Annotated in this window: 6 protein-coding genes and 1 pseudogene (1 of these 7 only partly in view); 4 read left to right on the top strand and 3 right to left on the bottom strand. The window is 70.6% G+C overall.

Translation table 11 applies throughout. The annotated features are described in order from the left end of the window. Window positions 1-4 precede the first annotated feature (4 nt). A complete protein-coding gene (locus tag AB0M24_RS09190) occupies window positions 5-658 on the bottom strand; it encodes an SAM-dependent methyltransferase (protein WP_363763155.1) in 654 nt (217 codons plus the stop codon). Between the two features lie 198 nt (window positions 659-856). Here AB0M24_RS09190 and AB0M24_RS09185 point away from each other — a divergent pair, with 198 nt between their 5' ends. The 4 genes and pseudogenes from AB0M24_RS09185 (at window position 857) to AB0M24_RS09170 (ending at window position 4,470) form a co-directional block, all read left to right on the top strand. After that, a complete protein-coding gene (locus AB0M24_RS09185; protein WP_363763152.1) occupies window positions 857-1,465 on the top strand; it encodes a hypothetical protein in 609 nt (202 codons plus the stop codon). Window positions 1,466-1,494: 29 nt separating this feature from the next. Continuing rightward, window positions 1,495-1,836, top strand: a complete 342-nt coding sequence (locus AB0M24_RS09180; protein ID WP_363763149.1) for a winged helix-turn-helix domain-containing protein — start codon at window positions 1,495-1,497, stop codon at window positions 1,834-1,836. A 12-nt stretch (window positions 1,837-1,848) separates the two neighbouring features. Beyond that, window positions 1,849-2,265 (top strand): annotated as a pseudogene (locus tag AB0M24_RS09175) (AfsR/SARP family transcriptional regulator); the annotation flags it as partial. 87 nt (window positions 2,266-2,352) lie between these two features. Then, a complete protein-coding gene (locus AB0M24_RS09170; RefSeq protein ID WP_363764305.1) occupies window positions 2,353-4,470 on the top strand; it encodes an NB-ARC domain-containing protein in 2,118 nt (705 codons plus the stop codon). A 213-nt stretch (window positions 4,471-4,683) separates the two neighbouring features. Here AB0M24_RS09170 and AB0M24_RS09165 read toward each other — a convergent pair whose 3' ends face one another. After that, window positions 4,684-5,199, bottom strand: a complete 516-nt coding sequence (locus tag AB0M24_RS09165) for a type VII secretion system-associated protein (protein ID WP_363763146.1) — start codon at window positions 5,197-5,199, stop codon at window positions 4,684-4,686. A 64-nt stretch (window positions 5,200-5,263) separates the two neighbouring features. Next, a protein-coding gene (locus AB0M24_RS09160) for a hypothetical protein (RefSeq protein ID WP_363763143.1) crosses the window boundary here: on the bottom strand, window positions 5,264-15,573 show its end. 20,866 nt of this gene lie beyond the right edge of the window; the window shows 10,310 of its 31,176 coding nt (coding positions 20,867-31,176); its start codon lies off the right edge, out of view; the stop codon is at window positions 5,264-5,266.

Here is a 15,573-nt window from a genome sequence, read left to right as displayed (position 1 = left end):
GGGGTCACTGCTTGACGGCGATTCCCGCGACCACGGGTGCGCCCTCGATGGGCCGCGCGGGCGTTCCCCACTCGTGCGGCAACGCCACGATCCCCGGTTTCACGAGGGCCAGACCGTCGAACATCGCGGCGAACTCCTCCGGCCGCCGTGGATGCACCGGGTCGCCGATGAGCTCGGCCGCACCGAACGACCGGGTCAGGTGCGAGGCCGCGAAGACGCTGTCGGGCGCCAGCACCGCGCTGTAGCGGGTCAGCAGGTCGTCCGCGCCGGGGACGAGGTGCAGCAGCCCGACCGCCACGACGCCGATGGGACGGCGCGGGTCGAGCATGCCGGCGGCCTGGCTGGTGCCGATCAGGTCGGCGACGTCGGTCACGCTGCGGCACAACAGGTAGCGGTGTTCGGTGCCCGCGGTGACGAGGCGCGCCCGTTCGATCACCTCGGGGTCGTGGTCGACGTGGACCACCCTGACCGCGGGCCCGGTGAGCCTGCCCATGTCGTGCGGGCTGCCCACACCCGGCTTCCCGCAGCCGAGGTCCAGGAACTGCCTGATCCCCCGGTCGAGCATGAACCCGACCGCCTGCGTGAGAAACGCGCGTTCCACCTGCAGCACCCGTCGCGCCGCCGAGACCACGTCCTCGCCGGTACCTGCGGCCATCATCCCGCGCCCTCCTGGAACTTCCCCCATGACGCAGCGAATCGAGCCGCTGAGTCGCACATCAGCCTGGACCGGTTCACCTGCTCCGGTCAGCGGTTCGGGGCGAACTGTGTAGCGCAAGGGCAGCAAGTTGTGCACTTGCGGAACACTGCGGCTCCAATGTGGACGGCTCGGGTCCCGCGGAGCGATAGGTTCGCCGCCATGAAGACCAGGTGGGCAGCCGTGGCCGGACTGGTCGCGCTGAGCGTCGTCGGCACTCCTGGCACCGCGTTCGCGCACTCGTCGAGCATCACCGGGACCTGCGCCGCCGGACGGACAGCGCTTTCCGTCCAGATCACGAACTACGCGGGCGAGAACTCGATCCTCGTCAGCGCGGACGGTGCCACGGTCGCCGGAACCACGTTCGGCAACGAGTACCGGTTCAAGCGCGACTTCGACGGCTCGGCCGACCACGCGTTCACGATCATGGTGAGGGCGTCGGACGACCCTTCCGGCGCACACGGCTGGTCGTTCGTCCGGAACGTCAAAGTGGCCCGGTGCGCTACGGCCACCACTCCGCCGGTCAAACCTGTCGCCCCGAAGACCACTGCTGTTCCTCCAGTACCCACTACCACCACGACGACCTCTTCGGCGACGAGCTCGTCGGTCCCGAGCGCGACCGAGGTGGACTCCGTGCTCGTCGGCCTGGAGGTGCCGCCCGCTCAGACCGGCGTGTCTCCACTGTGGACGTTGCTGGCGTGTCTCGTGCTGCTCGGCGCCGGCGTGACCGCGTTCGTGATCGTTCGCCGCAGGAAGGCTGAATCCAGCTGACGGCGTCCTGGCGCGCGTAGGCTGCGCGCATGGTCGCCTTCCTGCTGTCCGGGCCGGGTGAACGACAGGCGTCGGGTGCGCCGGGCCTGGAGTTCGCGGTGCTCGGGCCGGTGCGGGCGTGGCGGGACGGCGAGGAGCTGAACCTCGGTTCGCCGCAGCAGCGACTCACGCTGGCCGTGCTGGTGCTCGCGCGGAGCCGGGTGGTGCAGGCGTCGGAGATCATCTCGGCGCTGTGGGCGGACGAGGAACCGCCGTCGGCGCGCGGCACGGTGCGGACCTACGTACATCGGTTGCGCCGGGTGCTCGGAGACGACGACGGGCCGTTGCGCTCGGTCGGCAACGGCTACCAGCTGCGCGTCGAGGAGGGCTAGCTCGACCTCGACAGGTTCACCGCTGCCCGCAACGCCGCAGGTCAGGCCCGGTCCGTCGGCGACGCTCAGCAGGCAGGCCGGTTGCTGCGCGAGGCGATCGGCGAATGGACCGACGAGGCGCTGGCCGGGCTGCCCGGCGAGTGGGCGGCGGCGGAGCGGCAACGGCTGCGGCACCTCGGTTTCCAGACCGCGGAGTCGCTCGCCGAGCTGGAGCTGGAGTTCGAGCTGGGTGACAGGGCGGATCTCGTCGAACGGCTGGCGACGCTCGCGGAAGCGGAACCGTTGCGCGAACACGTCCACGAGCTGCTGATGCTGGCGCTCTACAGATCCGGGCGCCCCGCCGAGGCGCTCACCACGTTCGAACTGATCCGCGCCACGTTGCGCGACGAGCTCGGTGTCGACCCCGGGCCCGCGCTGCGCGAGCTGCACCAGCAGATCCTGCGCGCCGACGCCGCATTGCTCCCGTCTCCCACTCCCACCGCGGTCCGCCCGGCGCAGCTGCCCGCCGCACTGCCCGTGTTCAGCGGCAGGCAGACCGAGCTCGACGACCTCACGACCCGGCTGGGCACCGAACCCGCGCCGAACGTAGTGGTGGTGCACGGAACCGCGGGCGTGGGAAAGACGACTTTCGCGGTGCACTGGGCAACCGCGGCCGCACCGTCCTATCCGGACGGTCAACTGTACGTGAACCTCCGCGGCTTCGAGGCGGGAGGCGTGGCGAGGCCTCCGGAAGAGGTGCTGAGCGAACTGCTCGACGCGCTCGGCGTTCCCGTCGCGGAGCAGCCGACGGGCCTGGACGCGCTGGCCGCTCGCTATCGCAGCACGCTCGCCGGACGTCGGATGCTCGTCGTGCTCGACAACGCGCGCGGCGACACCCAGGTGCTCCCACTGCTGCCCGGCGGCACGGACAGCCTCACGCTCGTCACGAGTCGGCTCGAACTGACCGGCGTCGTCGTCGCCACCGGCGCTCACACGGTCCGGTTGGGCCTGCTCGACGACCAGGAGTCCGCCGACCTCATGGCCCTGCGGCTCGGCCGGGACCGCGTCGCCGCCGAACCCGAGGCCGTGCGGGAGATCGCGGCCGCCTGTGCCCGGCTGCCGCTGGCGCTCGCGGTGGTGTGCGCCCGGATCGCCGGTGACCAGCGACGCACGCTCGCCGAGACCGCGCACGACCTGGTCCATCAGAGCCGCCTGGACACCTTGGAAGTCGCGGATCCGTCGGCGGACCTGCGTTCGTTGCTGTCGTGGTCCTACCGCGCGCTGACGCCGCCCGCCGCGCGGATGTTCCGGCTGCTCGCGCTGATGCCCGAGCCGGAGTTCACGCCCGAGGCCGCGGCCAGCCTCACCGGTTTGCCGTTGCGGCAAACGCTTGCCGCGATGCGCGAGCTGACCGAGGCGTGCCTGGTCACCCCGCAGCGCGGCCGGTACAGCTGGCACGACCTGTTGCGCGACTACGCGGGTGAACTGCTGGAGCAACCCGAGATCCCCGCGGCTCAGCGCCGGCTGCTCGACCACTACGTCGTCCTCACCCGCGCCGCGCAGGCCGCGATGGACCCCAACAACGAAGACCAGCCGCCACCGCTCGACATCGCCGACGGAGTACAGCCGGCGCCGGAGTTCGACGACCACTCCGCACGGGCGATGTACGCGGTCGAGTTCCCGGCGGTCTTCGCGTTGATCCGACGGGCAGCCGACGGGTTCGAGCCGTACACCTGGTGCCTGGCGTGGTACGTGCGCCGCTATCTCGGCTGGACCAGCCGCATCGAGGACCTCGCCACGTGCAACGAGATCGCGCTGCGAGCCGCTGTTCAGGTGGGCGACCAGCGCGGCGCGGGGTACGCGCACCGGGCGCTCTCGTTCGCGGCCAGGTTCCGCGGCGACGACGCGGCCGCCGAACGGCATCTGGACCAGGCACTCGCCGCGTTCACCGCCGCCGGAGACCTCGTGGCACAGGCCTACGTGCACCGCCAGGCCATCGGCATGCTGATCGACTACCGCCCGGACGTCGGCCAGTACGACGCCGCTTTCACCCGGTTGGAACAGGCGCGGGCACTGCTGCGCGCCGCGGACCGGTTCGATCTCGAGGCCGCGTTGCTCACTCCCGCCGCCCGGATCCTGTGGCAGGCGGGCCGAGTCGAGGAGGCGGTCGAGGCGGGCCAGATCGCGCGTCTGCGCAACGAGGAGCTCGGCCGCAAGTCGGATCTGATCGACGTGCTGGACGTGCTCGCGTTCGCCCACGCCAAGCTCGGCGAGCACCAGACCGCGATCAAGTACAAGGAGGACAGGATCGCGATCCTCTCCAAGACCGACGATCCCGGCCTCTCGATCAGCCTGCGCGACCTGATGGCGTTCGAACTGATCGAGCTGATCAGCTTGCTGTTGGGCGCGGGTGAGCACGCGCGGGCCGAGACGACGCAACGTGAGCTGCTGCAAGGACTTCGGCAGGAACTGACCGCCGAGCTCAGCGCGCTTCGGCCCGACCTGGACGCGTTGATCGCCACCGAGAAACCCGGTCGCGAGTGGTACACGGCGTGCGAGGCGCTCTTCCGGCGAGTCGGTGAGCTCGCCGACCAGGCGGGATCGCTGCGGTGGATGGCGCACATGGTGCCCGAGGGCGTCATCGCGAGCGAATAGTGCACCGCGTTTGCACCATCGCACCTTGACACGGCCGAATTGCGTTGGGCCGCAACAACTCCCGGCTAACGTGAGAGCAATTCCAAACAACGTGTGGAGGTTCGGCGTGAACGAGAATCCGCCGCCACCGCCGTGGTGAGCTCACCCGGCACGTGACACCCGGTGATCGGCCGGTTCGGGAACTCCCGCCCCCGACTCGGTCGATCGCCGCGGTCACACCCGCACGTTCTCGGTGAAGACGCCGCCGATCAGCCTGATCGACGCCGGCCCACCGGGGTTGAACAGCACGTCCACCTCGTACTCGCGCAGCAGGTCGCTCAGCTCCGTCGCGGTGACCTCGGCCCGCCAGCTGTCCGTCTGCACGCGGAACCGCTGCGCCGGCGCGGTCGACACCAGCAGCGACGGCACGTCGTCCGGGGACGGCGCGATGATCGGGCGGCCGTCCTCGTCGAGCGCCACGTCGAACACGCTTTCCCTGATCACCGCGAACAACGCGGTCGAGTCGACCTCGCCGCGCACCAGGAGCTGCAGCGTCGCGTCGACCGGATCCGTCGGCGATCCCGGCTGGGACGGCCGGTAGCCGGGGTTCGCGCGGAACGTCCCGACGGAGTCGCCCGCGACGAGCCAACCACCGACGACCGCCTCCACCGGTGGCCCCTCGACGCCTTCAGGAGCCTCCCAGGCGGGGTCGATCAGGAGCACCCACTGGTCATCGCCCGCCGTGGTCATGTCGCACCTTTTCTCGTCGTGTTGCTGTGCCGCGAAAGTACCGCTCGCGAACGCTGACGGCCCGTCACGTCCGCGCACCCCACACGACCGGCATGGCGGCGATCGCCTCGGCGTTGCCGTCTCCCGCCAGCGCCGCCAGGGCCGTGCGAGCCGATTTGACGCCGGCCAGCGAGGCCGCGACCAGACCGGCGACGTCGCTCGTGCGCACGAGGAAGGCGACCGCGTCGTCGTCGCCGGACTTCGCGAGGTCCACCAGCGCCGGGTGGGCTCCCGCGATGCCCGCGTCGGCCAGCCTCGCGAGCCTGGCGACGTCGCGCCGGTTCACGAGCACCTGCGCCGCGAACGCGTGGCCGCCGAGCGCGAGTTCGAGCAGTGCGTCGGTGGCGGCGTCGACACCGGCCAGCGCCAGGCCCTCGACGTCCGCCGCACGGGTCATCTCGGCGATCGCGTTCGCGTTGCCGGCCCGCGCCAAGGCGTCCAGGGCGTCGCGGGCCTCCTGCACACCGGCCGCCGCCAGCACGGCGATCGCGCGGACGTCGGACTGTGGTGGTGCCAGGAAGACCTGCAGCGCCAACGCGTTGCCCCGTCGGGCGAGGTCGACCAGCATCGTGCGGGCGAGCTGGACACCGCCGTCCTTCAGCTTGATCAGACCAGCCACGTCACCGCTGTCACGGCGTTGCCTGACGAGGGTCTCGCTCGCGACGACGCTGATCTCCACGCGGGCGGCCTCGGCGCGGTCGGCGCTCCTCGGTTCCACGACCGCGGTCAGTTCGGCCGTGCGCATGAGCTCCTTGAACGACCGGTTCTCGCGGACCGCCTGCTGCTGCTTGAACGCGGTCAGGTGAGTGCGGACGAGCGTGCGGAGTTCCTTGAGGGTGTCCTGGGCGCGCTGCATCGCCTTGGCGTGCGCGTCGGCTTCGGCTTCGGTCTGCCGTACGGACAGCGCCATCCGGCCGTGCCCGGTCAGCTTCAACACGGGCAACGGGCGGTCCGGATCGCTGTGCTCGACCAGGATCTCGGCGAGCGAGATCGCGAGCTGGTTGAGCTCCTTGCGGTCCTTGATCGGACCGGCGGCCCTGGTGTCCGCCTTCGGCGCCGCCGTGTCGAAGTGGATGACGGTGTCGAGCGCGCTGAAGTCCCACGGCGTCTCGGTCTGCGCGACCGGCCTGCGGACCTCGCCCTTCTTGTAGTCCCACTGCGCCTTGCCGGCGGTGGTGAACTGGCCGCTCGTGCCCGGCACGCGCACCCACACCCGCTTGGACCGCCCGGTCTCCACCCGCACCTGGTCCACCACCGAGGTGATCCCGTCGGTCGTCATGTGCCGCAACGTCTCCGCGATCACGACGTCCGGCTGTTCGTGCTTCGCGGCTGCCTGGCGGTACAGGTCCATCAGGTGCAGCACGCCGTCGTTCTCCGCCGCCGTCGTGCGGGCGTGCTCGGCCAGTTCCTTGATCAACGCGACCGTGGCGGCACGGTCGGCTGTGGTCAGCCGGCCTTCCTGCTTGGGCTCGGACGGCGCGTACTCCCAGTTCGCCTCCAGCGCCCTGCGGATCTCGGCTTGGTCGCGCGAGTTGTACGGGAAGACGTTGAGGTGACCGCCCGCGGAGATCGTCACGGCGGGCGGGGCGAGCACGATGTCGTGTGTCGGCGCGGCCACGGTCGCGTCGGCGATCGGGCCGCGCAGCCTCGCGGTGAGGTCGAAGGCGAAGCCGCCCTGGTGATTCAGCGCTCCGGCGTGCGGCGCGAGCAGCAGTGCGGGCCGGAAACCGAGACCTGCCTGCAGGTGCGGGGCGACGAGGATGGCGAACGCGGCCCCATCGAGCCGCACCTCACCGATCTTGTCGACGGTCACGGTGGCCGTGGTCTGGCCGGCGTTCACCACGACAGTCCGGAAGTCGCTCAGGTCCAGGCCCGCGTCCAGGGTGCGGCCGGAGTTCTGCTCGGTCAGCCGGACTTCGCGGATTCCGTGCGTTGCCAACGCGTCGAGCGCCTCTGGCGACCAGGTGCTCGTGGGGAAGGCGAGGCCTCGGTCGCCCAGCGGCGTCATCTGGACGGCGGCGACGGGGAACCTGCGCTCACGGCCCGCTTCGTCGTGTCCCGAGACCAGGCGGCGGTTCCAGTCGGCGGCCTCCCGCAGCTGCGCGTACGGCGTGCCGTCCAGCTGCTCGGCGGGTGTGCCGATCAGATCGGCGACGTGCGCACCGAGGGCGTCGGCTGTCCACTCAGGACCGACGGTCATCGTCACGTGGGCGTCCTGGTCGACGCGGATCACCTGCACGCGGAACCGGTCGCCGTTGACCGTCGTACCCGGCCCGAACACGCGGTCCACCCCGACGACGAGGTCGCGCCAGAACGCTTCCTGCTGCTCCGGAGTCGTGCCCTCGCTGAACACCGGCTGGATCTTCAGCTGCACCTCGCGCGCCCACACGCCGGGGTAGACCTCGACCCGAGCCGTGTCGTATTCCCCGGACGTCACCGTCGCGTGGTCCCGCACCTCGTCGAACTCCGCGGCGCCGACCTGTGCCTGTGCCATCAGCGCGTGCAGGTCGTCGAACGTCCGCACCCCGAACTGCTCGTTCGCCACGGCGAGCAGCAGCACGTCGGCGACATCCGGCGCGACCCTGAGCCGCAGTCCCCTGAGCACAGCGACCAACGTCTCGGTGGGCGTCCGTCCGGGCACCTTCGTCTCACGGTCCACAAAGGACAACTGCGTGAGCGCGCCCGCCCGGTCGTTCAGGTCGGTGTACTTGCCGTTGAGGGTGGGTGACGGCCGGTAGTTCCACTTCTGCTTGTGCGCGACCGCGAGCTCTTCGGCCACGTCCTCCAGATCCCCACCACCGAAGATCCGCAGGTGCCCGCCATCCGGCACCATGAGTTCGTTGGCGTGCGAGGGAACCGGCGTCGTGCCGACTGCCACCCGACGGTCGAATCCCAGCTCCGCCAGGCTCTCCCGCAGCTGCTCACCGAGCCTCTCGTAGCCCTCTTCGTCGTGCGACGACGTGCCCGCGAGCACGACCAGACCACCGTCCGGGTGCCCGTCGAGCGCACCGAACGCCTTGAGCAGGTGCGCCAGCGTGAACCCGTCCACCCGCACGTCGTACAGACCCGGCACGTCCACCAGCGCGGTCCGCCCGCTGATCCGCACGCCCACCACGAGCACACCGTCCGGCGACATCGCGGTGAGGTCGAACGTGAGACTCCGCCGCCTGCCCCGCTCCTGCACGGCAACGGTCGTGGTGCGACCCGGCGTCAGCAGCCACTCACGAAGGCGCACGGTCGAGCCAGGCCCGAAGAGGTCGACGCTGACGACCTGGCTGTCGTGCCGCAGGAGCTGGTGCGCCACCTGCTTGGACGTGATGTGCACGTCGTCGAGCCGCTCGCCCCGGATGGCGCGGCCCGGCAGGACGATGCCGCCCCACGACTCGGCGGGCACGTGCTGCACGCTCCAGTCCGGCGCACCCGCGTAGGCGCCGCTGGTGCGCTTCGACCCGAACACTTCGCGCAGCTCTTCGGACGCTTCCCCGGCCTTGCGGATCCGGTCGGCCTCGGGCAGGTCGCGGTCGAGGCGCAGACGGTTCGCGACGAGGTAAACGATGCCTTCGTAGACCCGCCGGTACGCGACGTCGTTGGGGTGCGCGGACTCGATGATGGGTGCCGGGGTGGCGTGGCGTGCGGTGACGACGCGGATCGCCTGCTGGAGGAGGGTCTGCCGATCGGGCTCGCCGTCCACCGCGCCCTTGGCCAGCGCGAACGAACCGGTCCACCGGGCTTCGACAGCAGGATCGACGACCGGAGAACGTCGCGGCGAGTTCTGCTCGCCAGAAGCTTTCGCTGCCACCAAACTCACCGCGGCGACAGGGTCCTCCGCGCGCGACTCCGGCAGCGCTGCCACCACCTCGCCGAGCAGCACCAGGAACTCGGCCCGGTTCGGCAGCTCCCGGTCGACCATCCCCTGCGCGTCCAGCAACTCGAACGCCTGCGCCACCTTCTCCGCCGCGCTGTCGTCGCCGAGCAGGCCGAGCACGTCCACCAGCGCGCCACCCAGCACCTCGGCGTCGTGGTCACGGCCGAGCACCGCGTCCGTCAACCCGAAGAGCTGCGCGAGATCGTGAGCCCGCGCGAAGTCCCGCGCGACCCGCGGGTCAGCACCGACGAGCTGAACGATCTCCCGCAACGCCACCGCGGCCGCGTCCGGGCGAGCAGCACTCGCGGTCAGCCGGCCCGTCAGACCTGCCTCGTCGACCAGGGTCTGCGAGAACTCCGCCGCGAGCTCAGCCGCCCGCGCGTCCGGATCCGGCGAGCCCGCCAGGTGCTCCAGCACGTCGAACAGGTCACCGCCCAGCACCTCAGCTTCGAGGTCGCGCGCGAGCAGCAGATCCACCAGGCCGTGCCGCGAGGCGATGTCGAACGCCTCGGCCAACGCCGGACCACTGGCGGGCTGGTCCATCAACGTGTGGATCGCCGTGTGCAGCGCGAACTCCATCGCCTCGCCCGACGACAACCGGTCGACCAGGCCGGCGTTGTCGGCGAGCACCATCGCGTTGGTGGTGTGGTCGTACTCGGTCGTGATCGGTGCGGGCGAGGGCTCCGCACCGGTCTGCTGGATCACGCCGAACAGCCACATCCCGCCGCCGTCGAGCGACGGGTCCTCCCGGAACTGGCGGGTCACGACTTTGAAGTCGGTGCCGGGCGTGAACACGACCGCGTCCGCGCCGAACTCGGCCGAGAGATCGCGCCCGGACGTGGAGTGGATGGTGAAGGCGACGTTCTCGTCACCGATCTGCTCGGCAACGGGCGCACTGACGGTGAACTCGTCGACCCGCACCACCGAACCGGGCGAGTACTGCGCAGCGAGAGCCGACGGGTCTGAGACGTGCACGACCCGCATGACGGCACCGTGATACGGCGGAAGTTGTTCAAGGCCCGACGTCAACGCCCGGACCGAGCGCTCGTCGTCGAGGTCCAGTTCGCCGTTCACAAACGCCGAGACAGCATCCACAGTGGACACATCGGGTTCCGGCGTGAACTCCGGCACGACCTCGGAGCCGCCCGAGACGTCCAGGCCCTGGTCCATCCCCCACCGCAGCGCCGCCGCGATCTGGTCCACCGTGAAGCCACCGGAGAACAGCATCGACGCCGACGGCAGCACGACCGGCGGGAAACCGTTGGCCAGCAACAACCTCGGCAGCAGCAGGTAGACGTTCAACCGGCCGTTGCCGTCACCGAAGACGTGCAGCACGTGCAAGGTGCGCACGAGCCGGGCAACAGCTCGCAGCCGGTCGTGGTCGGTCGTGGCCGCGTCGAGTGAGGTGTAGTAGGCCTCGAACGCCGCCTCGACCAGTTCAGGCGCCTCGGAAGCCTCGTAGGAACGCAGGAACTCCCACGTCGACCCGGACCTGCCGCCGCTGAGGAACACGTGCCCGCGTTCCTCGTCGCCCGCGAGCTCGGGATCGGTCGTGTTCACCAGCGGCCGGCCCAGCAGCTCGTCGTCGAACAGATCGGCGGCGGGCTGCTCGGAGCCGATGTAGAAGTCGCGGAACACGTTCGCGCCCACGACCTCGAAGTACGACGGGTCCTGCGCGCGAGCCTTCACGTGCGACGTCGCCAGCCCGTACATCCGCGCGTACTCGTGCCAGCCGACCCGTGCGGCGACGACCGCAGGATCGTCCAAAACGGACTTGAACGCACCGACCATGCCGCGCTGGAAACCGGGAGAAGCCTCGCCGTCGTAACGACCACCGGGGTTGATCGGGTCCATCTCCAGAGCGCCGGAGTGGTCACGCGGGTCGAGATAATGCCGCCACCACTTGCGTTCCGGCACGACGTCACTCAGCTTTTCGGCGTCGACGCGAGGCACGTCCGGAACCGTGCCGCCCCACCCTTCGAGCACACCGTCGAGCCAAAGACCAACGGCCCGCGAGTGGTCCAGCACGCTCTCGGTGGCCGGCATGTCCGGGTGCCCTGAAGGGGCATCGAGCGCGGAGAAGCCGTGCACGAACCTGATCGGCCGCGACGACCGCCCGGTCACGTCGTCCCACACGGTCTCGCCGGTGGCCGTCAACCGCGCCTGCGCGTAGTCCGGGAGCGTCCAGGACTCCCACGTGCCGTCCCCGCGCTGCCACGACTCGATGATCCGCAGATCGCCCGAGTGGTTCGCGGCCACGTACATGACCACGGCGGCCATCAACACGTCCGGCCGATCGTGCCCGCGCAGGTCCACAGCGAGCGCGGGCAGATCCAGCACCCCGTCGGCCAGCGTCGCCTCGGCGGTGTCGATGGCCGCCATGACCATGTCCAGCGACGTGGCCCGGTCACGCAGCCCCGTGCCGGACGGGGAATCCGGATACTTCCACCGCTGCCCGGTCTTCTTGCTGTGCGCCGCCGCGGCCGCGAGCTCGGCAGCCACCGACGCGTCATGGATCGGCGCGGGACCGCCCACCGCGTCCCAGAAGCCGCCCCGGTAGATGCCGATCGACCCGTGCGCGCCGTCAGCATCATCCCGGATCATCGGGAACATCCGCCCGGTGCCGCCGAGCAGAACCGTGTCGACGCCGTGGTCTCGCAGGCCGGTGAGGAAGCCCCGCAGCATCCCGTCCTCGGTGTCGAGCTGAGCCGCGTCGCACGCCACCGCGACTGTCAGGCCTGGGTGTGCCTGCACCGCGCTCACAAAGGCCGCGGTCTGCATCGCCACGGACGCGATCGTCGGGCCGTCGGACATCAGCACGCCGATTCCCTTGACCTTCAACGCACCCGCGGTCGGCGAGGCGTGCAGCACGACCACAGCGGCGTTGCCCGGCACGGTCCACGGCGTGGGCACGTCCAGGAAGTCCGACTCGGTGTCGGCCTTCACCACGTCGGTCGTCTCCCGGACGTCCGAGCCGAACAGAGCGGACTTGCCGGCGTGCTGGACGCCCACCCAGTCGCGGGCCGCCTTGAGGTCGGTCGGCTTGGACGCGAACACGACTCCGATGACGTCGTCGGTGCCGGGCGCGACGAGCGGCGCGGACACCACCTGCCTTGCGTAGTAACGACGTTCGCGGCTCAGCTTGTCCACACCGGTGAGCCACGAGGGGTCGGGCGTCGTGAACGGTCGCGGCGTGATCGGCAGACCGTTGGCGAGGATCAGCTCTTCGAACGTGGCCGCGTGCGTGGCGTCAAGCCCGTTCGGCACCGGCCCCAGGCCAAGCCAGGACGCGATGTCCGCAGCCCGCCCCGCCGCGTCGTCCGCGACGGGCAGGCCGTTCTCGACGCGCCAGTGTCCGGTCGCCTCGACCTGCTGGTGCGAGAACTGCTTGGTGGCGGGCGCGACGTTCAGGCGCAAGGTGCTGCCGTCCGACAACTTCAGGCCGGTGTTGAAGGTCTGGTCGATCTCCTTCGCGACCGCCGCCAGCCAACCGCTCTCGGCCTGCGCGGGCACGGCGACGGCGAGGCTGACCTCGGTCACCCACACGCCGGGACGGACCTCGACCTTGATCACGTCGAAGGCCAGCGCGCCGGCGGGTCCGAGCAACCGCACCTCAGTGATCGCGGCGTCCGACCGCACGAGGTCGACGTCCGCGAGGGTGATCGGCGCGGCAGGAACGTGCGTCACCGTCTCGTCGTCGGCGACGTCCTCGACCGTCGTCCACGTCCCGGACTCGGTCCGCACGTACACCTTCGGCGGTCCGTCCACATCGGACAGCGCGTCCCAGATGTCCGCGGCGGGCTCGATCTCGGCGTCCACCAACAGGGTCAGGGAGTCGCGGTCCCGGCCGATCTCGAACGCCTCGGACCCGGTGATCACCTTCCCGAACGTGGCGGCGTCGATCGTGACGACAGTGCCGTCGTTCAACGCGACGGTGTCCAAGCTCGTGGCCCCGACGAAAAACGTCTCGTCGCCGGTCGGCCTGTCACCCGGCACGTCGGGGGCGACATCGGTGTCCGTGATCGGGAAGAACACGCCGTCGACGGCACCTACGGAGTCGAGGTGCGGAACCGCGCGAACGTCCTGGGCGTGGAACCGGCGGGTGGACCCGTCGGCCGTGACACCCACCAGCCGGTCATCGGTCTCCGGGGTGCTGAAGCTGAGGACCTCCCGCACCGGCGCGTGCCGTTCCCGATCGTCGACCGGCACCCTCAACGAGTCCGAGTCGGAATTCAGCACGCTGGGCTCGTCGTCCGAGTCGTCCGTCGCGGGCGCCACCACGGGAGCGGAGTTGAACGCCTCGATCCGCCGCTCCAGCTCCAGCTTCGCGTTCCACCACCGGGTCCGCACGACATCGGCGGCGTCGCGGGCGGCCTGAACCTTCGCCGCGGCTTCCTCGCGCGGCGTCTGGAGCGCGGTGACGGCAGCGGTGGCCTCGTCCGCGAACTCCTGGCTCAACGCCAGCCTGCCCTCTGCCCTGACCACGGCTTGCTGCCGGTCGGACAGCGCCGCCCGTTCCCGCTGCACCTCGGTGAGCTGTGCCGCGAGCAGGTCGATCTCGCGCTGGGTCTCGGTGTCGCGCGACGGCAGATCCGCCAGCTGCATCGCGAGTTCGTTGAAGCGGAAGGAGATCGCGATCTCCTCGTCGTCCAGCCTGCGCGCCACCACCGGCACGTCCGCCAAGGCGGTCCTGGCCGCGTCAAGACGTTCCACCGCGCTGTCGACATCCAGCTGAGCGAGCCGCAGTGCCTCGTCCGCCCGCGCCCGCGCGGCCGCGTTCTTGTTGACCAGGTCGTCGTACTCGTGCTGTGCCTTCTCGACCTCGCGCTCCGCCTCGCGCCAGGTGTCGCGTGCCTTCTTCACCTCGTCCTGCGCGGCGTTGACGTCCGCCGAGACCGAACGGCCGAGCGCGCCTTCGAGGTCGACCCCGGCGACGCGGATCTGTCCGGAACGGCTGCGGTGCACGTCGAACACGACGGTGCGACCGTCCACGGTGGCGATGATCCGGTACTCGACGTCGTAGGTCACCAGGCCGGTGCGGCCGCTGTCGCCGGTGCCCTCCTGCCGGGCAGAGCCGACCTCGCTGCCGAACGACTCGGCCTGGCCGAACGAGGCCTTGGCGTCGAAGTCGCCGAACCGGGCGCCCGGATCGCGCACCTTCTCGTGCTTGTCGTTGGTGGTGCCGAGCTCGCCGTTGACCGCGACGGTGGTGTCGACGGTCTCCCCCGCGCGGAACTCGCTGCCCGTGCCGGGAATCATCGCCCGCTGGTTGATCATCGTGACGTCGTCGCTCAGACCGGTCAGCTTCGGCTCGACCAGCCTGGTGTGCACCTGCAGCGTGGCGTGCTTCCCGGACAGCAGCGCGGTTTCGTGCAGGTCCGGCAGCACGACACCCTCGTGCGACGCGTCGATCACGCCGGTGCGCACGGCTTCCGCGCCGAACGCCGACAACGCGGTGTTCGTCAGCCCCTTCGCGGGACCGGTGGAATCCAGGCTCAGACCGGCCGCGTTGAGTGCGTCGAGTGCGACCTTCCGCAGCTCGGTCGCACCGACGGTGGTCTGCGGGTGCACGGTCTTGGGCAGCTGGACGCCCTCGGCCTTCCACGCCGCGAGCGCCTCCGGAGTGGCCTCGGACTCGTTCTGCCGCACCGTTTCCCGGTGCTCCGGCGCGGGCGCGGTCGTCGACTGCAGGTCGTCCGCCAGCACCCGGACCGTCATGTCCTCGGACCGCGTGACCGACTCGGTCGTGCCGTCCGGCTTGCGGATCTCCAGCTGCCAGTCGACCGGCACCGAGTACCTGGCCGCCGGGCCGTCGGCGTCGAGCACGTGCACGTCGAGCGCGGTGAACGCGGTCGTGTTCGACACCGCTTGCGACTGGCCGATCTCCGTGGCCAGCGCGCCGGTCGCGTTGCCGGTGCGAGAAGGGTCGGCCGCGTGCGGGGCCACGCCGAACAACGCCCGAATGCTCGCACCCCAGGACTTCGAGTGCGTCTTCGTCTCGGCGTCGCGTCCGAAGTAGACGAGGATGTTGTTCATCTTCACGCCGTCGTTGACGACGTCGTGGAACTGCGGCGTGCCGGGCTTGGCCGTCAGCACGACCTGGTACGAGTCGCGGCCGATCACCTGCGGGTCGTGGGCGATCAGCGGGACGCCGCCGTCGAGCGCGCTGTCCATCAACGCGCGGACGGTTTCCTTGTCCGCCAGGTCGAGCATGCGCTGCAGGTTGTTCATCGCGTCGTCGAGCACGGCGTCCGGGATGAGGTCGGTGCCGGTCGCGCCGAGCTTCGTCCTGAGCTCCGGCACCATCGGCGTGAGGTCCGGCAGCTGCTCGAACACGCCGAGGCCGAGCGAGCTGGGCTCGCCCTCGCGCATCGTCGACGGCGGCGCGAGCGTGCCGTCCTCGGTCCACGGCCGGTCCGTCACCTCGGGCAGCAGGCCGAGAGCGCGAGCCTGTTCCTCGCTCACCCGCA

This window comes from Lentzea sp. NPDC051838, assembly GCF_040681245.1.
In the GTDB taxonomy this organism is placed as follows: Bacteria; Actinomycetota; Actinomycetes; order Mycobacteriales; family Pseudonocardiaceae; genus Lentzea.
The sequence above is the reverse complement of the archived record's forward strand: the minus strand, read 5'-3'. Positions and strand labels throughout refer to the sequence as shown.